Source organism: Mycobacterium sp. E183 (assembly GCF_001667735.1).
Lineage (GTDB): Bacteria > Actinomycetota > Actinomycetes > Mycobacteriales > Mycobacteriaceae > Mycobacterium.
In genome coordinates this window covers 1-19,083 of sequence record NZ_LZJN01000191.1, presented here as the reverse complement: position 1 = coordinate 19,083, position 19,083 = coordinate 1, and the positions used below count along the sequence as shown (strand labels likewise).

Here is a 19,083-nt window from a genome sequence, read left to right as displayed (position 1 = left end):
CTTCCATTGTCGCCTGACCGGTGTCAACCCGCGGCCGCCGGGTATCCCCTCCATCATGAGCGATACTGCCGTCGTGGTGGTCGACATGATGAACACCTATCAGCATCCCGACGCTGAAGAATTGATACCCAATGTGGGCAAGATCATCGACCCGCTGGCCGATTTGGTCCGGCGCGCACGGGAATCCGACGACGTGGACCTGATCTACGTCAACGACAACTACGGCGATTTCGCCGCTCAGTTCTCCGACATCGTCAGCTCCGCGCTCGACGGAGCCCGGCCCGATCTGGTGAAGCCGATCGCGCCGTCCGGAGACTGCCGCGTGATGACCAAGGTGCGGCACAGCGCCTTCTACGCGACCGCGCTGGCGTATCTGTTGAACCGGCTGGAGACCAAGCGGCTGGTCATCGCCGGGCAGGTCACCGAGCAGTGCATCCTCTACACCGCACTCGACGCCTACGTGCGCCACTTTCCCGTCGTCATCCCGACGGACGCCGTGGCCGGCATCGACACCGACCTGGCCGAGGCGGCGTGCAAGATGATGGAGAAGAACATGTCGGCCGAGATCACCACGGCCGCCGACTGCCTCGGTTAGTCAGGCGCGCCAGACCCGAAGGCCCGCCCTGGGAGAGCCACCCGGCGGGATCAGGCAACGAATTTCGGTGGCGGAAGCACCCTGCGGGTCGCGCGCGTCGTCAGCCCCGGAGACGAGCCCCAAGGCCCCATGTCGCTGCAGTCCCAGGCGTAGGCGGGCACACCGTCGCGGAGCAGCGGCGCGAGCTCGGGTATCGACAATTCCCTCGCGGACCAGGAGTACAGCTGGTCAAGTCGTGGCCGGATGACGCCGAGGTCGAGAACACGACCGAATCCGTTTTCCCGGCCGACGTACCAGTCCAGGTCCTCCCGCAGCGGGTAACGGTCCGGCAGCACCCTCGACAGCTGCAAGAAGATGCCGGTGACTGCCAGGCGCGGGTCGCCCAACAAGGGTGCGAGCGGTGACAGCCAGCCCAGCGCCAACCGCGGCGCGGCCACCAACGCGTGCGCGAAGAGGACCCGCACCAGCACCAGGTTGATGAAGAAGCGTTCGACGCGCGACTCGCCCTCGGCCAACTCACGGTTATCCAGGTAGGCCCTGACGATGATGGCGTTGTGGGCCCGGTACCACGTTCGCACCGACGGCCGGCGGATGAACGTCACCGAGTCGGCGACGCTCGACGAGGTGGTGGGGCCGCCCAGGCCGAGCACGTGGGCGCGCGCTTCGGCGGTATCGCGCAAGAGCCGGTCGTTGATCGCACGCCACCAGGGACTGCCCGGCGCCGCGGCGTCAGTGGGGTTCAGCACTCCGCGACGCAACTCCCAGCGCATGAACGCCAGCGCCGCGCGCCGGTAGGGCAGACGCCGCTCGTCCCAGCCGGCCGGTGTCTCGTAGAGGGTCCGCAGCAGCGCGAGCCGCGCCATCGGGTCATCACGCACCGAAGCGAGCTGTCCCGCGGCATGCTCGGCGGCTGTGGCCATGGCAACAATCAACCACATTGCGCCCGGTGACCGCTTGTGAAGGCAGACGTCCGGAGCTCGACGCCCCGTACCCTCGAACAGGTGACCACCCGCCGCGCCGAATCGCCGGAGCTGGTCGCGTTGCTGACCGGTCGCCGGATCGCGGTGCTGACCGGCGCCGGCCTGTCCACCGACTCCGGCATCCCCGACTACCGCGGACCCGATTCGCCGCCCAGCAATCCCATGACGATCCGCCAGTTCACCTCGGATCCGGCGTTCCGGCAGCGTTACTGGGCGCGCAACCACGTCGGCTGGCGACACATGGACGACACGCTGCCCAACGCCGGGCACCGGGCGTTGGCCGCCCTCGAGCGCGCTTCGGTGGTGACCGGGGTGATCACCCAGAACGTCGACCTGCTGCACACCAAGGCCGGCAGCACCAACGTCGTCAACCTGCACGGCACCTACGCGCGGGTGGTCTGCCTGGGCTGCGGCTACACCATGAGCCGCGCCGCGCTGGCCGATCAGCTCGAATCGCTCAACCCGGGATTCGTCGAACGCGCCGGAGCGGGCGGCGGTCTGGCCGTAGCCCCCGACGCCGACGCCGTCGTCGCCGACACCACGTCGTTCCACTACCTCGACTGCCCGAGCTGCGGCGGCATGCTCAAACCAGACATCGTCTACTTCGGTGAGAGCGTGGCCAAAGCGGTTGTCGACCAAGCCTATTCACTGGTGGAAGAAGCCGACGCGCTGCTGGTCGCCGGCTCCTCGCTAACAGTGTTCTCGGGCTACCGGTTCGTGCGTCATGCGGCAGCGCTCGGCACGCCGATCGCCATCGTCAACCGCGGTCCTACCCGCGGGGACGACCTGGCCACCGTCAAGGTCGACGGCGGCTGCTCCGAGCTGCTGACGTTGCTCGTCGACGAATTGTCGCCGATCGCAATGCTTTAGAACGTGCACCGCATGCTGCGGATGGCGTGGACGAAATTGCCCGCCACGTAGGCGGGATCGCCCGCCTGGATATCCGGCAGCTGGCGCAGCAGCTCCGCGAAGATGGCCCGCAGCTGTGCCCGGGCCACATGGGCACCGAGGCAGAAGTGCAGCCCGCCCCCGCCGAACCCGACGTGCGGGTTGGGACTGCGGCTCAGATCCAAGCGCTCCGGATGGCCGAACACCTCGGTGTCCCAATTGCCGGACGGATAGAACATCACCACCTTCTCCCCCGCCCGGATCGTCTGGTCGCACAGCTCGAAATCCGTTGCCGCCGTGCGCCGGAAGGTCATCACGGGACTGGCCCAGCGCACGAATTCCTCGACGGCCGTTCCTATCCGGTTGTCGAAATCCTCCAGCAACCAGGCTCTTTGATCTCCGAAGTCGGTCAGCGCCTTCATCGCGTGGCTGGTGGTCTGACGGGTGGTGTCGTTGGCGGCCACGGAAAGCAGCACGAAGAAGGCCGCCACCTCCGCGTCGGTCAGCCGGTCGCCGTCGACTTCGGCGTTCACCAGGCCGCTGAACAGATCGTCGCCGGGATGATTGCGGCGCTCGGCCGCCAGCGCGCCGGCGACCTGGTGCAGGTACCCCTGATTTTCGAGCAGAACCTCCAGGGGGTGGCGACCGTCGAGGTAGATCGGGTCGGCCCAGGACACCAGCGCGTCCGCGGCGTGCGCCACCCGCTCTCGCTCCGATTCCGGAATCCCCACCATGTCCGACAAGGTGCGGATCGGCAGTTGCTTGGCGCAGTGCTCGACGAAGTCCGCCCCGCTGCCGGCCGCGCGCAGCTCCTCGACGATCGCCCTGGCGTTCGCCCTGATCGAGTCCTCGATGCGCCGGATCTGGCGTGGGGTGAACGCGGCGCTGACCAGCTTGCGCAGCTTCGTGTGCCGCGGCGGGTCCATCGCGAGGAACGACTGCGACGCTTCGAGGAGTTCCACCGGGATGTTCTCGAACATGACGCCCTGGCCCGAAAGGAACACCTCGTTGTTGCGGCTGACCGTGGCGATGTCGGCCCGCCGGGTGACCGCCCAGTAGCCCGGATCCGCGGGATCGGGCATCAGCGCGTCCTCGACCGGCGGATGCCAGCTCACCGGCCGCTCGGCCCGCAGCACCGCGAACGATCGTTCGCGGTCGGCCGCCGTCGTCGACCAGAACGCGCGGGAGGACAGGTCGATGGGGTCGTAGGGGCGGCCGGGCTTTTCGCTGCCCGACGTTCCGGTCATCACGGTCATGGCGATCCTCCGTTGCGTATGACCTCGGTCACAGACTCCAGCGACACTATTCCTAGACATCATGTCTAGTCAAGTTGTCCAAGATGGCTCTATGCTGGGGGAATGCCATCAGTCACCCGGAAGCCGCAGGCCAACCGCGAGCAGGAGCGACAGCAGCGGCGAGAACAGATCGAGCGCCGGTTGCTGGACGCCACCGAGCGACTGATGCGCGACGGCGCCAGCTTCACCGAGCTCAGCGTGGACCGGCTGTCGAGTGCGGCCGGTATCTCGCGCGCGAGCTTCTACATCTACTTCGAGGACAAAGGCCACCTGCTGCGCCGCCTGGCCAACCAGGTGTTCGCCGACCTCGCGGACAGCGCCGACCGCTGGTGGAGCGTGGCGGGTCGGCACGATCCCGGCGACGTCCGCGCCGCGATGGACGGCATCATCGCCAGCTATCGGCGACACCAACCGGTACTGGTCGCCCTCAACGAGATGGCCGGCTACGACCCGCTGGTCGCGGCGACCTACCGCAACCTGTTGACCGCCGTCACCGGGCGGATGACGCGGGTCATCGAAGACGGCCAGGCCGATGGCTCGATCCGGGCCGAGTTACCCGCGGCCACCACCGCCAGCGCGCTGACTTGGATGGTCGAGCGGGCGTGCCAACAGAATCTGCCGACCTCGCCGGCTGATTACGACAGCGAACTGGCCGCCACGCTGGCCGAAATCGTCTGGGGTGCGCTGTATCTCAAGCCGACCTCGGATCGCTGATGCGCGGGGTGTGACGAACGCGATATAGTTAATACCCTAACTATTCGCCTACCATGCAATTATGGCATCGCTGGCCGCACCGGAGATCGACCCGCTTTCCCTCGAACAGCAGGTCTGTTTCGCGCTGAGCGTGACCAACCGGGCCGTTTTGGCTGTCTACCGGCCGCTATTGGAGCCGTTGGGGCTGACCCATCCCCAGTACCTGGTGATGCTGACCCTTTGGGACCACCAGAAGGCGGCAGGGGCACGGCGGAAACCGCTGTCGGTCAAGGACATCGCGACCACATTGCAGATGGATTCCGCGACCCTGTCGCCGATGCTCAAGCGTCTGGAAGCGATCGGCCTGATCACCCGTACCCGAAGCGCGGTCGACGAGCGCTCCACCGAGGTGAAGCTCACCGAGAGCGGCGCCGCCTTGCGTCGCCGTGCGCTCAAGATCCCACCCGCCGTGGTCGAGCGCCTGGGTGTCGACATCACCGAACTTCGGCACCTGCACGAAGTGCTTACCCGCATCAACACGGCCGCCCTGGCAGCGGGCGCATTACAGTCCTGACCCGTCCGCACTAGGAGCCACCATGACCGACACCAAACCGAACGTCTGGCAACGCATCACCTACTCGTACGGTCGATGCCTACCCAGCTCGATGCGTACCTGGGTGGCCAACGACCTGGCCGGCCCGGGAGCCGTGCGCAGGCACATGATTCGGTGGGCCATCCCGCCGCTGTTCGTTCTCGCACCGTTCTGGCTGCTGCCCGCGTCGCTGTATGTGCACTCTGAGATGACGGCGCCGCTCTACATCTGGGCCCTGCTGATCTCGCTTGCGCTGAACAAGGTTTGGCGCCGGCACCGGCTGGCGCAGCACGGTCTCGACCCGAACCTGGTCGATGTGATCAAGAACAAGAAGCAGGCCAAGATGCACGAGGACTACGCCCGCCGGTTCGGGCCGCGGCCCGAATCGGCCGCCTGGCAGGACAACAGCAACCCGTTCAGCTAGCCGCCCTATACGGCCACGAGGTCATCGGCGTGCACCGCGGGCCGGCGGAGTTCGCCTGGCAGCTCTGAGGTCGACCGGCCGATCATGGTCGCCAGTTCGGTGGCGTCGTAGGCCACCACACCCCGGGCCACCATGGCCGTGTCCGGGCCGCGCAATTCGACGACGTCCCCGGCGTAGAACCGGCCCGACACGGCGGTGATGCCGGCGGCCAACAGCGACCGACGCTGGTCCACCACCGCGCGCACCGCGCCGTCGTCGAGGATCAGCGCGCCGGCCGCCTCGGCGGCATACCGCACCCAGAACCGGCGAGCCGACATCCGGGCCGGCCGTGCGGCGAAGACCGTGCCGACCGATGCGTCGGTGAGCGCGGAGGCGGCGTCGGACGCCGCGGCCAGCAGGACCGGCACCCCGGCGTCGGCGGCCAGCAATGCCGACGACATCTTCGACACCATTCCTCCGGTCCCGAGGTCGCTGCCCGGGCCGGCGACCACACCGGACAAATCCGCCGCCCCGGAGACTTCCCCGATGAACCTGGCACCCTTGATTTTTCGGGGATCGGAGTCGTAGAGGCCGTCGATGTCGGAGAGCAGCACCAGGGCTTCGGCACCGACGAGGTGGGCCACCAGCGCCGACAGCCGATCGTTGTCGCCGAACCGGATCTCGTTGGTGGCCACCGTGTCGTTCTCGTTGACGATGGCCACCGCGTGCAGGGCGCGCAACCGGTCCAGGGTGCGCTGGGCGTTGGTGTGCTGGGCCCGCATCGAGATGTCGTGAGCGGTCAGCAGCACCTGTCCCACCGTGCGGCCATAGCGCGCGAACGCCGCGCTCCACGCGTTCACCAGCGCAACCTGCCCGACGCTGGCCGCCGCCTGTTTGGTCGCCAAATCCTTGGGGCGGCGGGCCAATCCGAGCGGTTCGATGCCGGCGGCGATGGCGCCCGACGAGACGATGACGACGTCGGTGCCCGCCTTCATGCGCGACTCGATGGCGTCGGCCAGCCCGGCCAGCCGGCCGGCGTCGAACACGCCGGACTCGGTGGTCAGCGCGTTGGTCCCGACCTTGACCACCAGGCTGCGCGCGGTCCGGATGGCCTCACGCTGAGCTGTCACGGTGCGCCCCGCCTCATCGCTTCGCTCTGCGTCGTCACCGGCGGTCACGACTCGTCACCGCGCTCGCGACGCTGCCGCCGGGCCGCCTTGCGCTCCGAGGCGCCCGTGCGCTCGCTGCGTTCCAGCCGCACATCGGTGCCCCGCCCCGACATCGCGACGTGTTGTCCCGCAGGCGTTTGCGGCTCCCAGTCGAACGTCATGTCCCCGATGGTCACGGCGCACCCGGGTTGCGCGCCCAGCCGCAGCAGTTCCTCCTCGACACCCAGCCGGGCCAGGCGGTCGGCCAGATAGCCGACGGCTTCGTCGTTGTCGAAGTTGGTCTGCCGGACCCAGCGCTGGGGCCGGGCACCGGTGACCACGAAGCCGCCCTCGCCGTCCGGCTCGACGGAGAAGCCGCTGTCGTCCACCGGAACCGGACGGATGACCGGCCGGCGCGGCACGATCTCCGGCTGGGCCTCGTTGTACTCCGAGATGATCCGCCAGAGCCCGAATATCAACGGCTGCAGGCCTTCCCGGGAGACCGTCGACACCAGGAAGACGGGCCAGCCGCGCTCGGCGATCTCATCGCAGACGAACTCGGCGAGCTCGCGCGCCTCGGGCACGTCGATCTTGTTGAGCACCACCGCCCGCGGCCGCTCGGCGAGGTCACCCAGCGTCGTATCCCCTTGCAGGGTCGGCTTGTACGCGGCGAGTTCGGCTTCCAGGGCGTCGATGTCGGAGATCGGGTCGCGGCCGGGCTCCGCGGTCGCGCAGTCGACGACGTGCACCAGAACGGCGCAGCGCTCGATGTGCCGAAGGAAATCCAGGCCCAGGCCGCGGCCCTGCGACGCGCCGGGAATCAGGCCCGGCACGTCGGCGACGGTGAACGTGTGCTCGCCCGCCGACACCACACCGAGGTTGGGCACCAGCGTGGTGAACGGGTAGTCGGCGATCTTGGGCTTGGCCGCCGAGATCGCCGACACCAAGGACGATTTCCCGGCCGAGGGAAACCCGATGAGACCAGCGTCGGCGACGGTCTTGAGTTCCAGCGTCAGGTCCCGGGTCTCACCCTCCTCGCCGAGCAGCGCGAAGCCGGGGGCCTTGCGGGCGCGTGACGCGAGCGCCGCGTTGCCCAGGCCACCGCGGCCGCCGGCCGCGGCCTCGAAGCGGGTGCCCGCCCCCACCAGATCCGCTAGCAGGCGGCCGTTTTCGTCCAGCACGACGGTGCCGTCGGGCACCTTGACTTCCAGATCCGCACCGGCCGCCCCGTCGCGGTTGTTGCCCATCCCCTGTTTTCCCGACGGCGCGGTGACGTGCGGATGGAAGTGGAAGTCCAGCAAGGTGTGGACCTGCGGGTCGACGACGAAGACGATGCTTCCGCCGCGGCCGCCGTTGCCGCCGTCGGGACCGCCCAGCGGCTTGAATTTCTCGCGGTGGACGGACGCGCAGCCGTTACCGCCGGAACCCGCGCGCGCGTGAATGACGACCCGATCGACAAATCGAGGCATCGAATACCAGCCCTTCGAATGTCACGCCAGGGCGAAAACACCTCGTGAAGCCGCCGCAGCGTTGCCCCGCACGGGGGCGGTGCCCCCGGCTCGCGGCGCCTAGACCTGGGGCGTGATGCTCACGGTTTTGCGTCCGCGCTTGACGCCGAACTCGACGGCGCCGGCCGCCTTGGCGAACAACGTGTCGTCGCCGCCACGCCCGACGTTCACGCCGGGGTGGAACTTGGTGCCACGCTGGCGAACGATGATCTCGCCCGCCTTGACGATCTGGCCGCCGAACCGCTTCACGCCCAGCCGCTGAGCAGCGGAATCGCGGCCGTTGCGCGAGCTGGAAGCGCCCTTCTTGTGTGCCATGTCTGTCGCCTCCCGCTACTTGATCCCGGTGACCTTCAGGACCGTCAGCTGCTGACGGTGTCCCTGACGCTTGTGGTAGCCGGTCTTGTTCCTGAACTTGTGGATACGGATCTTGGGGCCCTTGGTGTGCTCGAGCACCTCGCCGGTCACCGCCACCTTGGCCAGGGCCGCGGCGTCGGTGGTGACCTTCGCACCGTCCACGACCAGGGTGACGGGCAGCGAGACGTTAGCGCCCGGGTCGGAGTCGAGCTTCTCGACCTTGACCACGTCCCCGACGGCGACCTTGTACTGCTTGCCGCCCGTCTTGACGATTGCGTAGGTCGCCATCGTTACTCCTGCCTTCTTTCCTCTGCTCAGCCGGTTCTTCGGCGCTTCGCGCGCGAGCCACCGGCGTGCGCGTGGTGGGTCTGGGTTGCGGGTCCGCGCCGACTGCCCGGGAGCCCCGCTGTCGCCGGCCAAAGTCCGAACGGCCTGGCGACAACTGTCCTAGGGTACTTGACCAGCGGCTAAAGGGTCAAACCGGCCCGGTCAGTCCGCATGGATCGGCGGTCCCGCCGGCCTACCGGCCGCGCGTCGCCGCCGCGGACGTCCGAACCCCGGTCCGGCGTCGACGGACCCGTCGTCGTCGGAGTCATCGGAGTCGTCCTCGACGTCCAGGTCGTCGTCGTCCATTTCCAGGTCGTCGTCATCGTCACCGAGGTCTTCCTCGTCGTCGAGGTCATCGTCGTCGTCCTCGTCGAGGTCATCGTCGGACTCGTCGTCGGCGTCTTCGTCACCGTCTTCGTCGGACTCCTCGAAATCCTCCTGATCGGTGTCCTCGACGTCGGCCACGTCCCGTTGCTGCTGCTCGTCGGGCTCGTTGGCCGCTTCCTCGGCGGACTCGTCGGATTCTTCGTCGTCGGGGCCGTTCTGGGTGGAGCCGCCGGCTGCCATCGCCTTGAACATCGGGTGTTCGCCGGGGGCGTGCGCCGGCACCTTGGCCACCACCGGCTCTTCGGCGCGGTTCTTCTTGGAGCGCCTGCCGCGGCGGCCACCGGATTCGGACTTGCGCCCGTTCGAGGGAGCCGAGTCCACCGGGTCGGTGTGCAGCAGGATCCCGCGGCCGCCGCAGTGGGTGCAGGACGTCGAGAAGGCCTCGATCAGCCCCGTTCCCAGCCGCTTGCGGGTCAGCTGGACCAGGCCCAGCGACGTCACCTCGGAGACCTGATGGCGGGTGCGGTCGCGCGCCAGCGCCTCGGTCAGCCGCCGCAACACCAGGTCGCGGTTGGACTCGAGAACCATGTCGATGAAGTCGATGACCACGATGCCGCCGATGTCGCGCAGCCGCAATTGGCGGACGATCTCCTCGGCCGCCTCCAGGTTGTTCTTGGTCACGGTCTGCTCGAGGTTGCCGCCGGAGCCGGTGAACTTGCCGGTGTTGACGTCGACCACCGTCATGGCCTCGGTCCGGTCGATCACCAGCGTGCCACCCGAGGGCAGCCACACCTTGCGCTCCATCGCCTTGGCGAGTTGCTCGTCGATACGGTGCACGGCGAACACGTCCGGACCGGCCTGGCCTTCGGGGCCGCTGGGCGGCTCGTACTTGCTCAGCTTCGAAACCAGATCGGGCGCAACGGAATTCACATAGTCGGTGATGGTCGTCCACGCCTCGTCACCGGAGACGATCAGGCCGGCGAAGTCCTCGTTGAACAGGTCGCGGATGACCTTGACCAACACGTCCGGCTCTTCGTAGAGCGCGACGGCGGCGCCGGCGGCCTTCTCGGTGATCTCGGTGGCCTTGGCCTCGATCTGCTTCCACCGCTCCTGCAGGCGGGTGACGTCGTTGCGGATGTCGTCCTCTTTGACGCCCTCGGACGCGGTGCGGATGATCACCCCGGCATCCGACGGCACCACCTCGCGCAGGATCTCCTTGAGCCGTTGGCGTTCGGTGTCGGGCAGTTTGCGGCTGATCCCGGTCGACGACGCGCCCGGCACGTAGACCAGATACCGGCCGGCCAGCGACACCTGTGTGGTCAGCCGGGCACCCTTGTGGCCGACGGGGTCCTTGCTGACCTGGACCACGACGTAGTCACCCGGTTTGAGCGCCTGTTCGATCTTGCGGTCCGACCCGCCCAGTCCCGCGGCTTCCCAGTTGACCTCGCCGGCGTAGAGCACGCCGTTGCGGCCGCGGCCGATGTCGACGAACGCGGCCTCCATCGAGGGCAGGACGTTCTGCACGATCCCCAGGTAGATGTTGCCCACCAACGAGGCGGACGCGGCCGACGTGACGAAGTGCTCGACGACGATGCCGTCTTCGAGGACCGCGATCTGGGTGTATCGCGCCCCCTGGTGCGGCGGCTCGGTGCGGACCCGGTCGCGCACCACCATGATCCGCTCGACGGCCTCACGGCGCGCCAGGAACTCCGCCTCGGTCAGGACCGGTGGGCGGCGCCGTCCGGCGTCGCGGCCGTCCCGGCGCCGTTGCCGCTTGGCCTCCAGCCGGGTGGAGCCGTCGATGCCCTTGATCTCGGCGTTGGACGAGCCGTTGCCGCCGTCGTTCTTGCCGTTGCGCGGCGCCCGCTCGTGCACCACCGTGTTCGGCGGGTCGTCCGGCGACGAGTTTTCGTCACCGTCGTCGCTCGAGCCCGATTTGCGGCGCCGGCGCCTGCGGCGGCGGCGGCTGGCGCCCTCCGGCGAACCGTCGTCGCCGGTGTCGGAGTCGTCGGAGTCGTCGGAGTCGTCGCCCTCGTCGTCCTCGGCGTCGGAGGAGTCGCCCCGGCCGGCCTTCTGGACCCGCTGCTGCGGTTCGTCGTCGTCACCGGCTTCGCCCTGGCCGTCGGGACCGCCCTGCTCACCGCGGCCTCGGCCACGACCGCGACGGCCACGCCGCCGCCGCCGGTTGGCCGGTCGATCGGTCTGCTCGTCGTCTTCGTCGTCGACGTCGGAATCGTCGGAGTCCGAGTCGTCGTCGGCGTTCCCGTCCTCTTCGTCGGCCTGCATCGGCTGCGGCGCGACGAACAACGGCATGTAATGCGGCCGCTCGGCGGCGTTCTCAGGGGCCGCCAGCATCAGCCGGGATTCGGGTTCCTCGGCGTTTTCGCTGGTCGCGTCCGCGTCGGCGGCTTCCGCCTCGGCATCGGGCTGGGCCGCCAGCAGGTCGCGGACGCGGACCGCGTCCTCGCGGTCCACCGTGGAGTGCGCGCTGCGGATCCGCCCGTCGAGCGCGCTCAGCGCGTCCAGCACCCGCTTACTGGTGGTTCCCAGCGTCCGTGCCAGCGAATGGACTCTCAGGCGGTCCGGCAGTTCGTCGTGCCGTGTCGGCTCTTCGGATGACTCTGTGGATGGTGCACCGTCTACCACGTATTCTCCTCAAGCCCCCGGGCGCGTCCTGCGACGCGGCCACGCGAGGGCTTCGCTATGGGCCCGGGTGACTTCTCCCGGACTTGTGATGGTCTCGCCCCGAGCGGTTCGCGGGGAACGCACTCGGCGCCGTGCTGAATGACGGCCTGACATGCCGCGCACCAACGCGGGATCGCGATGATCGCGCTTGTCTAAGTCTTCATTCGGGTGTCCGACACCGGTCCGGCGACGTTCACCCTCCGTCAGTATCCCACATCACTCGGCGAGCCCACCCGCCCCTGAGCAAACGCGTCCCGGGCGGGGCCGCGCGGCGGCGTTAGCTGGGGTCCCCGGCGTCGGGAAACCAGAGTGCGATTTCGCGCTTCGCGGACTCGGTGGAATCGGACCCGTGCACCAGGTTGAACTGTGTCTCCAGCCCGAAGTCGCCCCGGATCGTCCCCGGGGTGGCCTTCTCCACCGGGTCGGTACCGCCCGCGAGCTGCCGAAACGCGGCGATCGCCCGCGGTCCCTCGACGATCGCGGCCACCACGGGCCCCGAGGTGATGAACTCCAGCAGGGATCCGAAGAAGGGCTTGCCTTCGTGCTCGGCGTAATGCGCGGCGGCCAGGTCCTCGCCGACGCGCCGAAGCTCCAGCGCGACGATGGTCAGGCCCTTGCGCTCGATCCGGCTGAGGATTTCCCCGATCAACTGCCGCTCGACGCCGTCGGGCTTGATGAGTACGAGGGTCCGTTCGGTCACGGCGCACAGCGTACAGAACCGGGCGGCGATCTCCTCGGGTGGCGACCGCGCCCGGCCCTACCGCTGACGCCGCAGCACCTCGGCCCGGAAATACGCGATCAGCGCCCACAAGCCGGTGAACAGCACCCCGATGAAGCCCACGCCCGGGTACACCGCGAAGCCGACGAGTAGGAGCAGCTGAGCGGCCAGGTTCACCCAGATCGCCCACGGTTTGCGCTGCAGCCCGCCCAGCACGATGAGCAGGCCGGCCACGCTGACCAGGTAGCCCAGGGACACCGAGGTCAGCCCGCCGCCCACCGCGCCCACCACCGGAATCGCCAGCAATACGACGATCGCCTCCAGCAGGAGCGTCGCGGCCATCACCGCGCCGAAGCTCTTCCAGGGGTCGGGCCGGTCGGGATCGGTCATTCCGGATCCCGGCCAAAGAGGGTCCGCGCCGCCCCGGCGGTGACGACCGAGCCGGTAATGACGATCCCGGTGCCGGAGAACGCCTCCGCGTCGGCGTCCAGCGTCGCGTCGTCGACCAGCGCGGTCGCGGCGTCGATGGCGTCGCGCAGGTTCTCGGCCGAAACCACCCGTTCGGGGCCGAATCGCTCCCCGGCCGCCAGCGCCAGCGACTCGACGTCCAGCGCCCGCGGGGACCCGTTGTGGGTGACGACGACGGCGTCCAACACCGGTTCGAGCGCGCCAAGGATGCCGTCGACGTCCTTGTCGGCCAGCACGCTGAGCACACCGACCAGGTAGCGGAAGTCGAATTCCTCGCTCAGGGTCTGCGCCAGCGCGGCCGCGCCGGCCGGGTTGTGCGCGGCGTCGATGAACACGGTGGGCGCGCTGCGCATGCGCTCCAGCCGGCCGGGGCTGGTGACGGCGGCGAAGCCGGCCCGCACCGCCTCGACGTCGAGCTGCCGCTGAGCGCCGGCGCCGAAGAAGGCCTCCACCGCCGCGAGCGCCACCGCCGCGTTGTGCGCCTGGTGTTCGCCGTGCAGCGGCAGGTACAGGTCGGAGTACACCCCGCCGAGGCCCTGCAGTTCCAGCACCTGGCCGCCGATCGCGACCTGACGGCTCAAGACCGCGAACTCCGAATCCTCGCGGGCCACCGCGGCGTCGGCGCGCACCGTCTGGGCCAGTAGCACCTCCATCGCCTCGGGGGCCTGGCGCGCGATGACGGCGACGGTGTCCGGCGCGCCGTCAGGTGCTTTGGTGATGATCCCGGCCTTCTCGCCGGCGATACCGGCGAGGTCGTTTCCGAGGTACTCGACGTGGTCGATGCCGACCGGGGTGATGACCGCCACCGGGGCGTTGACGACGTTGGTGGCGTCCCACCGCCCGCCCATGCCGACCTCGATGACCGCGACGTCGACGGGTGCGTCGGCGAACGCAGCGAACGCCATCGCGGTCAACACCTCGAACTTGCTCATCGCCGGTCCGCCCGCGGCTTGCGACTTCGCGTCGATCATCTGCACGAAGGGCTCGATCTCCCGGTACGTCGCGACGTACTGCGCGGGGGTGATCGGGCGCCCGTCGATCGCGATGCGCTCCACCGCCGATTGCAGGTGCGGGCTGGTGGTTCGCCCGGTACGCCGGTGCAACGCGGTCACCAGCGCGTCGACCATGCGCGCGACCGAGGTCTTGCCGTTGGTGCCGGCGATGTGGATCGAGGGATAGGCCAGTTGCGGCGAGCCCAGCAGGTCCATCAGTGCGCTGATCCGGGTCAGGCTCGGCTCGATCTTCGTCTCCGGCCAGCGTTGGTCCAGCAGGTGTTCGACCTGGAGCAGGGAGGCGATCTCGTCGGGGGTCGGGGCCAGGCTGGTGGCGCCGTGATCTTCGCGGCCGGGCTCGGACCAGTCGGAGGGCTCGCTCACTGCAACCCGGCCAGCCGCGCGGTGATCCGGTCGGTTTCGTCCTGGGCCACCCGTTGGCGGTCCCGGATCTTGCCGACGACGTTCGGCGGGGCCTTGGCCAGGAAGTCCTCGTTGGCCAATTTGGCGGTGGTCGAGGCCAATTCCTTCTGCGCCGCGGCGAGATCTTTCTCCAGGCGGCGGCGTTCCGCGGCGACGTCGATGGTGCCCGAGGTGTCGAGTTCGACGACGACCGTGTGGTCCATGTTGGGCCCGAGCCGCACCTCCAGAGACACCGACGGCTCGAAATCGTCGCCCGGCGCGGTGAGCCAGGCCAGCGATGTCACCGCGGCCACCTGGGTGCTCAGATCCGCGCCGTCCACCCCGCCCAGCCGCGCCGGCACTTTCTGCCGGTCGGCCAGGCCTTGGTCGCTGCGGAACCGGCGGACCTCAGTGACCAGCCGCTGCATGTCGATGATCCGTTGCGCGGCAACGGGATCCAGCCCGATACGCGACGACTGTGGCCAGTCGGCGATCACCAGCGACTCCTGGTCGGTCAGCGCCTGCCACAGCGCCTCGGTGAGGAATGGGATCACGGGGTGCAGCAGGCGCAGCAGGGTGTCCAGGACGGCGGCGAGGACGGCGGTGGTGTGCGCGCCCCCCTCGGCCAGCTGCGTCTTGGCCAATTCGACGTACCAGTCGCAGAATTCGTCCCACGCGAAGTGGTACAGCGCCTCGCAGGCGCGGCTGAACTCGTAACCGTCGAGCGCCGAATCCACCTCGGCGCGAACCTCTTCCAGCCGTCCCAGGATCCAGCGGTCGGCATCGGTCAGCTCGTTCTGCGCCGGAAGCGGCGCGAGCTGGGCCCCGTTCAGCAGCGCGTAACGAGTGGCGTTGAAAAGCTTGGTGCAGAAATTGCGCGACGCGCGCACGGCGTCCTCGCCGACGGCCAGGTCGCCGCCGGGGCTGGCGCCGCGGGCGAGCGTGAACCTCAGCGCGTCCGCCCCGAACATGTCCACCCAGTCCAGCGGGTCGATGACATTGCCCTTGGATTTGCTCATCTTGCGGCCGAATTCGTCGCGGATCAGCCCGTGCAGGAACACGTCGGTGAACGGCACCTGCGGGCCGCGCCGGCCGTCCAGGGTGATGGCGTCGTCGCCCCCCACGAACGTGCCGAACATCATCATCCGCGCCACCCAAAAGAACAAGATGTCGTATCCGGTGACCAAAACGCTTGTCGGGTAGAACTTTTCCAGTTCCGGGGTCTTCTCCGGCCAGCCCAGTGTGGAAAATGGCCATAGCGCCGACGAGAACCAGGTGTCCAGCACGTCGGGGTCCTGCTCCCAACCCTCCGGCGGCGTCTCGTCGGGCCCCACACACACCTGTTCCCCGTTGGGCCCGTACCAGATCGGGATGCGATGGCCCCACCACAGCTGCCGCGAGATGCACCAGTCGTGCATGTCGTCGACCCACGCGAACCAGCGCGGCTCCAGGCTGGCGGGGTGAATCACGGTGTCGCCGTTGCGAACCGCGTCACCGGCGGCCTTGGCCAGCGATTCCACCCGCACCCACCATTGCAGCGACAGCCGCGGCTCGATCGGCTCGCCGCTGCGCTCGGAGTGCCCGACGCTGTGCAGGTAGGGGCGCTTCTCCTCGACGACGCGGCCCTGGGCGGCCAGCGCCTCGCGCACCGCGACCCTGGCCTCGAAGCGGTCCATGCCGTCGAATTGCGTTCCCGTGTCGGCGATCCGGCCCTTGGTGTCCATGATCGAGATCATCGGCAGTTGGTGCCGCAACCCGATCTCGAAGTCATTCGGATCATGCGCCGGCGTGACTTTGACTGCGCCCGTGCCGAATTCCGGGTCGACGTGCTCGTCGGCCACGATCAGCAGCTGCCGGTCCAGGAAGGGATGCGGCAACGTGGTGCCGACGAGGTCGCGGTAGCGCGCGTCGTCGGGGTGGACCGCGATCGCGGTGTCGCCGAGCATCGTCTCGACCCGCGTGGTGGCGACCACGATGTGAGGTTGCGAGTCGTCGAGCGAGCCGTAGCGGAACGACACCAGCTCGCCTTCGACGTCAAGGTAGTTGACCTCGAGGTCGGAGATCGCCGTCTCGAGCACCGGGGACCAGTTCACCAGCCGCTCGGCCTGATAGATCAGCCCCGCGTCGTAGAGCCGCTTGAAGATGGTGCGCACCGCCCGTGACAGGCCCTCGTCCATGGTGAACCGGTCGCGGCTCCACGCCACCCCGTCGCCGAGCCGGCGCATCTGGCCGCCGATGGCGCCCCCGGACTCGCGCTTCCAGTCCCACACCTTCTCGACGAACAGCTCCCGGCCGAAGTCCTCCTTGGTCTTGCCGTCGACCGCGAGCTGCTTTTCGACCACACTCTGGGTAGCGATGCCCGCGTGGTCCATGCCCGGCTGCCACAACACCTCATATCCCTGCATGCGCTTGCGGCGCGTGAGGGCGTCCATCATGGTGTGTTCCAGCGCGTGACCCATGTGCAGGCTGCCGGTGACGTTCGGCGGCGGCAGCACAATGGAGTACCCGGGTTTGGCACTGGTCGGGTCGGCCTCGAAGTAGCCCGCATCGAGCCACTTCTGGTAGATAGCGCCTTCGGCCGCAGCGGGATCCCACGACTTCGGCAGGTCGGTGGCGGGGCTGCGGCTGGCGGTCACCCGTCAATTCTAGGGAGCGCCGTTCACCCCGATGTAAGTGCCTGAATCGCCGGTGAGGCAGCTCACTATGGCAGTCGGTCGACGTGCAGTGTCACACCGGCGGCGGGGAACCTGGCCAGCAGCGCGTCGCCCATGGCGGCCGCGGGAGTGAGGACGCCGCGCAGGTCGGTGAGCTTGTCACGGTCGAACGCGAGTGCAAGGCCGCACTCCCCCAGCAGCACGGAGGTCGCCTTGTAGCCGGGGTCTCCGCGCTGCTCCATGCGCGCCACGTATCGCGCGCCGGTGGTTGTGGTGGTGTAGGTCTCGACGCGGTAGTAGCCGCGCTCGCGGACCGCCGCGCTGGGCCCGGTGCCGGGCTTCGGGATGACGCGCTCCACCAGCCGGCGCGGCAGCAACTTGAAATAGCGGCTGCCCAACTCCATGCTCGCGTTGCCCACGCCGCTCAAGACGGCGGATCCCACCGGCGCCAGGGGCGATGATCCCAAGCTCATGCTCTCGGTGTAACGGAACCGCCGGCCGTAGGCCCAGTCCAGTAACGCGTTGCTGCGCCTGACGATTCGCGTGTTGGCCGGCGCCATCATGAATCCGCCGGTCCACACGCCGGCCAGTTCGGGCGCGATCTCGCGGCCACGACGCCAGGGCAGATCGGGCTGGCGGCCCAACTCCGGTTCGGCGGCGCGATCGCCGCTCAGCGTGTAGGGGTCGGCCAGCTGGCGCCGGATGTCGGGATCCCCGGAGGCGGCGTCGAGAACTTCCAGGAGCGAGGCGATGGTGCCGCCGGACAGTCCGCCGGACAGCGAACGCACGACGAAATCGGTCTCGGCAAGCTCGCCCGCGCCGTCGTCGCGCGCCGCGAGATACAGCGCATACACCGTGAGATCCGACGGAACGGAATCGAATCCGCACGCGTGCACGATGCGGGCGCCGGTGTCGGCGGCCTGCTTGTGGTAGGAGTCGATGCTGTTGCGGATGAACGGCGGTTCGCCGGTCAGGTCGGCGTAATCGGTGCCCGCCGCGGCGCACGCAGCCACCAGCGGAAGCCCGTAGCGGGTGTAGGGGCCGACCGTGGTGATGACGACCTGGGTGCGGGCCGCCATCTCGTTCAGCGTCGACGGCGACGAGGCGTCGGCGGCGATCAGCGGCCAGGACTGGGCGGACTCGCCCAGCGTGCCGCGGACGGCCCGCAGCCGCTCGGTTGACCTGCCGGCCAGCGCCACCCGCGTGCCCGGACCCGACCGTGCCAGGTATTCGGCGGTCAACTTCCCGACGAAGCCGGTCGCCCCGTACAACACGATGTCGAATTCGCGCGGCGTTGCGGTCACGCGCCCGACGCTACCGGACCCGCAGATAAGTAATGCCGGGCCCAAGGCCCGGCATTACTTATTAGTGCGATGGTCAGCCGCGGCGTCCGCAGACCGGCCAGGCGCCGATGCCCTGCGAGTGCAGCACGTTCTCGGCCACCCGGATCTGCTCCTCGCGGCTCGCGCCGGCGGGAGAGCCCGACCCGCCGTTGGCGCGCCAGGTGCTCGGCGTGAACTGCAGGCCGCCGGAGAAGCCGTTGCCGGTGCTGATTCCCCAGTTGCCACCCGACTCACACTGCGCGATGGCGTCCCAGTTCACGCTGTACGCCCGCACCGGCGGAGGCGGCGGGGCTTCCGGGCCGGGAGGCGGCGGCAGGTTCGGGTCGAAGCCCGCGGGTGCGCGGGGCCGCGGACGGCGAAGTCGCGTCCGTGGCCGGCGGTAACACTCCGCCGGGCGAATCGAGCCCACCGCTGTCGTGCCAGGACAAGCCGGCACGTTCCGAAGCAGGTTTCCGCACCAACCAAAAACCGTCAGCCCACCCCCGTGGGCTTGCTTTGGCGCGCGCGCCCCGCGAAAGGAAAGATATTGAAGAACGTCCGTAAGACGCTCGTTCTTGCCGCGGTCACGGGCACCCTCGTGACCATCCCTTCGGCGACCGCCACCGCGGAGCCGACGGGCTTCGACCCCAACATGGCGCCCGCCGCGGCGCCCGCACCGACCCGGAAGCCCGTAGCGGGTGTAGGGGCCGACCGTGGTGATGACGACCTGGG

17 protein-coding genes and 2 pseudogenes are annotated in these 19,083 nt (G+C 68.9%); 6 read left to right on the top strand and 13 right to left on the bottom strand.

What is annotated here, in order from left to right:
- The first annotated feature begins 55 nt into the window (after positions 1 to 55).
- The gene (locus A5691_RS22950) at positions 56 to 595 is read left to right on the top strand and encodes a cysteine hydrolase family protein (RefSeq protein ID WP_067752495.1); all 540 of its coding nucleotides are present in this window, start codon (positions 56 to 58) and stop codon (positions 593 to 595) included.
- A 50-nt stretch (positions 596 to 645) separates the two neighbouring features.
- Here the strand turns inward: A5691_RS22950 and A5691_RS22945 are convergent, their stop codons facing one another.
- Positions 646 to 1,515, bottom strand: a complete 870-nt coding sequence (locus A5691_RS22945) for a hypothetical protein (protein ID WP_068019101.1) — start codon at positions 1,513 to 1,515, stop codon at positions 646 to 648.
- Between the two features lie 81 nt (positions 1,516 to 1,596).
- On the opposite strand from A5691_RS22945, the gene A5691_RS22940 reads away from it, so the two are divergent.
- Positions 1,597 to 2,445 (top strand): NAD-dependent deacetylase, encoded by an 849-nt coding sequence (locus A5691_RS22940; RefSeq protein ID WP_067752553.1) that lies wholly within the window; start codon positions 1,597 to 1,599, stop codon positions 2,443 to 2,445.
- Here the strand turns inward: A5691_RS22940 and A5691_RS22935 are convergent.
- Entirely contained in the window at positions 2,442 to 3,719 is a 1,278-nt protein-coding gene (locus tag A5691_RS22935; protein WP_068019109.1) for a cytochrome P450, read from the bottom strand. The two genes, A5691_RS22940 and A5691_RS22935, sit on opposite strands and share 4 nt — an antisense overlap.
- A 102-nt stretch (positions 3,720 to 3,821) precedes the next feature.
- Here A5691_RS22935 and A5691_RS22930 point away from each other — a divergent pair, with 102 nt between their 5' ends.
- The 3 genes from A5691_RS22930 to A5691_RS22920 all read left to right on the top strand — a co-directional run bounded on the left by A5691_RS22930 (position 3,822) and on the right by A5691_RS22920 (position 5,467).
- Positions 3,822 to 4,472: a TetR/AcrR family transcriptional regulator gene (locus A5691_RS22930; RefSeq protein ID WP_067752479.1), complete on the top strand. Its 651-nt coding sequence runs from the start codon at positions 3,822 to 3,824 to the stop codon at positions 4,470 to 4,472.
- A gap of 61 nt (positions 4,473 to 4,533) precedes the next feature.
- Positions 4,534 to 5,025, top strand: a complete 492-nt coding sequence (locus tag A5691_RS22925; protein WP_067783124.1) for a MarR family winged helix-turn-helix transcriptional regulator — start codon at positions 4,534 to 4,536, stop codon at positions 5,023 to 5,025.
- A gap of 22 nt (positions 5,026 to 5,047) precedes the next feature.
- Positions 5,048 to 5,467, top strand: coding sequence for a DUF5313 domain-containing protein (locus tag A5691_RS22920; protein ID WP_067752474.1), 420 nt, complete (start codon positions 5,048 to 5,050; stop codon positions 5,465 to 5,467).
- Between the two features lie 5 nt (positions 5,468 to 5,472).
- Here the strand turns inward: A5691_RS22920 and proB are convergent, their stop codons facing one another.
- The 11 genes and pseudogenes from proB to A5691_RS29225 form a co-directional block, all read right to left on the bottom strand.
- The gene (gene proB, locus A5691_RS22915; RefSeq protein ID WP_067752550.1) at positions 5,473 to 6,576 is read right to left on the bottom strand and encodes a glutamate 5-kinase; all 1,104 of its coding nucleotides are present in this window, start codon (positions 6,574 to 6,576) and stop codon (positions 5,473 to 5,475) included.
- Between the two features lie 44 nt (positions 6,577 to 6,620).
- Entirely contained in the window at positions 6,621 to 8,063 is a 1,443-nt protein-coding gene (obgE, locus tag A5691_RS22910; RefSeq protein WP_068019112.1) for a GTPase ObgE, read from the bottom strand.
- Positions 8,064 to 8,162: 99 nt separating this feature from the next.
- The gene (rpmA, locus tag A5691_RS22905) at positions 8,163 to 8,417 is read right to left on the bottom strand and encodes a 50S ribosomal protein L27 (RefSeq protein ID WP_067752467.1); all 255 of its coding nucleotides are present in this window, start codon (positions 8,415 to 8,417) and stop codon (positions 8,163 to 8,165) included.
- 15 nt (positions 8,418 to 8,432) lie between these two features.
- Positions 8,433 to 8,744: a 50S ribosomal protein L21 gene (gene rplU, locus A5691_RS22900; RefSeq protein WP_007169506.1), complete on the bottom strand. Its 312-nt coding sequence runs from the start codon at positions 8,742 to 8,744 to the stop codon at positions 8,433 to 8,435.
- Between the two features lie 201 nt (positions 8,745 to 8,945).
- Positions 8,946 to 11,756, bottom strand: coding sequence for an Rne/Rng family ribonuclease (locus A5691_RS22895; protein ID WP_068019116.1), 2,811 nt, complete (start codon positions 11,754 to 11,756; stop codon positions 8,946 to 8,948).
- Positions 11,757 to 12,072: 316 nt separating this feature from the next.
- Positions 12,073 to 12,495, bottom strand: coding sequence for a nucleoside-diphosphate kinase (ndk, locus tag A5691_RS22890; RefSeq protein ID WP_067752461.1), 423 nt, complete (start codon positions 12,493 to 12,495; stop codon positions 12,073 to 12,075).
- 57 nt (positions 12,496 to 12,552) lie between these two features.
- Positions 12,553 to 12,903 (bottom strand): DUF4233 domain-containing protein, encoded by a 351-nt coding sequence (locus A5691_RS22885; RefSeq protein WP_067888110.1) that lies wholly within the window; start codon positions 12,901 to 12,903, stop codon positions 12,553 to 12,555.
- On the bottom strand, positions 12,900 to 14,357 hold the full coding sequence (locus A5691_RS22880) for a folylpolyglutamate synthase/dihydrofolate synthase family protein (protein ID WP_067752455.1): 1,458 nt from the start codon (positions 14,355 to 14,357) through the stop codon (positions 12,900 to 12,902). The genes A5691_RS22885 and A5691_RS22880 overlap by 4 nt, the downstream gene beginning before the upstream one ends.
- Positions 14,354 to 17,011, bottom strand: a complete 2,658-nt coding sequence (locus A5691_RS22875; protein ID WP_068019120.1) for a valine--tRNA ligase — start codon at positions 17,009 to 17,011, stop codon at positions 14,354 to 14,356. Before A5691_RS22875 ends, A5691_RS22880 begins: the two co-directional genes overlap by 4 nt.
- A 65-nt stretch (positions 17,012 to 17,076) precedes the next feature.
- Entirely contained in the window at positions 17,077 to 18,333 is a 1,257-nt protein-coding gene (locus A5691_RS22870) for a trans-acting enoyl reductase family protein (RefSeq protein WP_068019124.1), read from the bottom strand.
- 73 nt (positions 18,334 to 18,406) lie between these two features.
- Positions 18,407 to 18,899 (bottom strand): annotated as a pseudogene (locus A5691_RS29225) (transglycosylase family protein).
- Between A5691_RS29225 and A5691_RS28840 the strand changes: the two are divergent.
- Positions 18,899 to 19,083 (top strand): annotated as a pseudogene (locus A5691_RS28840) (resuscitation-promoting factor RpfE); the annotation flags it as partial. The pseudogenes A5691_RS29225 and A5691_RS28840 sit on opposite strands and share 1 nt — an antisense overlap.

What these genes read in the sequence shown, in the direction of transcription:
- A5691_RS22950 (WP_067752495.1), top strand. Translation starts at nt 56, where the DNA reads ATGAGCGATACTGCCGTCGTGGTGGTCGACATGATGAACACCTATCAG.
- A5691_RS22945 (WP_068019101.1), bottom strand. Translation starts at nt 1,515, where the DNA reads ATGGCCACAGCCGCCGAGCATGCCGCGGGACAGCTCGCTTCGGTGCGT.
- A5691_RS22935 (WP_068019109.1), bottom strand. Translation starts at nt 3,719, where the DNA reads ATGACCGTGATGACCGGAACGTCGGGCAGCGAAAAGCCCGGCCGCCCC.
- A5691_RS22930 (WP_067752479.1), top strand. Translation starts at nt 3,822, where the DNA reads ATGCCATCAGTCACCCGGAAGCCGCAGGCCAACCGCGAGCAGGAGCGA.
- A5691_RS22925 (WP_067783124.1), top strand. Translation starts at nt 4,534, where the DNA reads ATGGCATCGCTGGCCGCACCGGAGATCGACCCGCTTTCCCTCGAACAG.
- A5691_RS22920 (WP_067752474.1), top strand. Translation starts at nt 5,048, where the DNA reads ATGACCGACACCAAACCGAACGTCTGGCAACGCATCACCTACTCGTAC.
- obgE (WP_068019112.1), bottom strand. Translation starts at nt 8,063, where the DNA reads ATGCCTCGATTTGTCGATCGGGTCGTCATTCACGCGCGCGCGGGTTCC.
- rpmA (WP_067752467.1), bottom strand. Translation starts at nt 8,417, where the DNA reads ATGGCACACAAGAAGGGCGCTTCCAGCTCGCGCAACGGCCGCGATTCC.
- rplU (WP_007169506.1), bottom strand. Translation starts at nt 8,744, where the DNA reads ATGGCGACCTACGCAATCGTCAAGACGGGCGGCAAGCAGTACAAGGTC.
- A5691_RS22885 (WP_067888110.1), bottom strand. Translation starts at nt 12,903, where the DNA reads ATGACCGATCCCGACCGGCCCGACCCCTGGAAGAGCTTCGGCGCGGTG.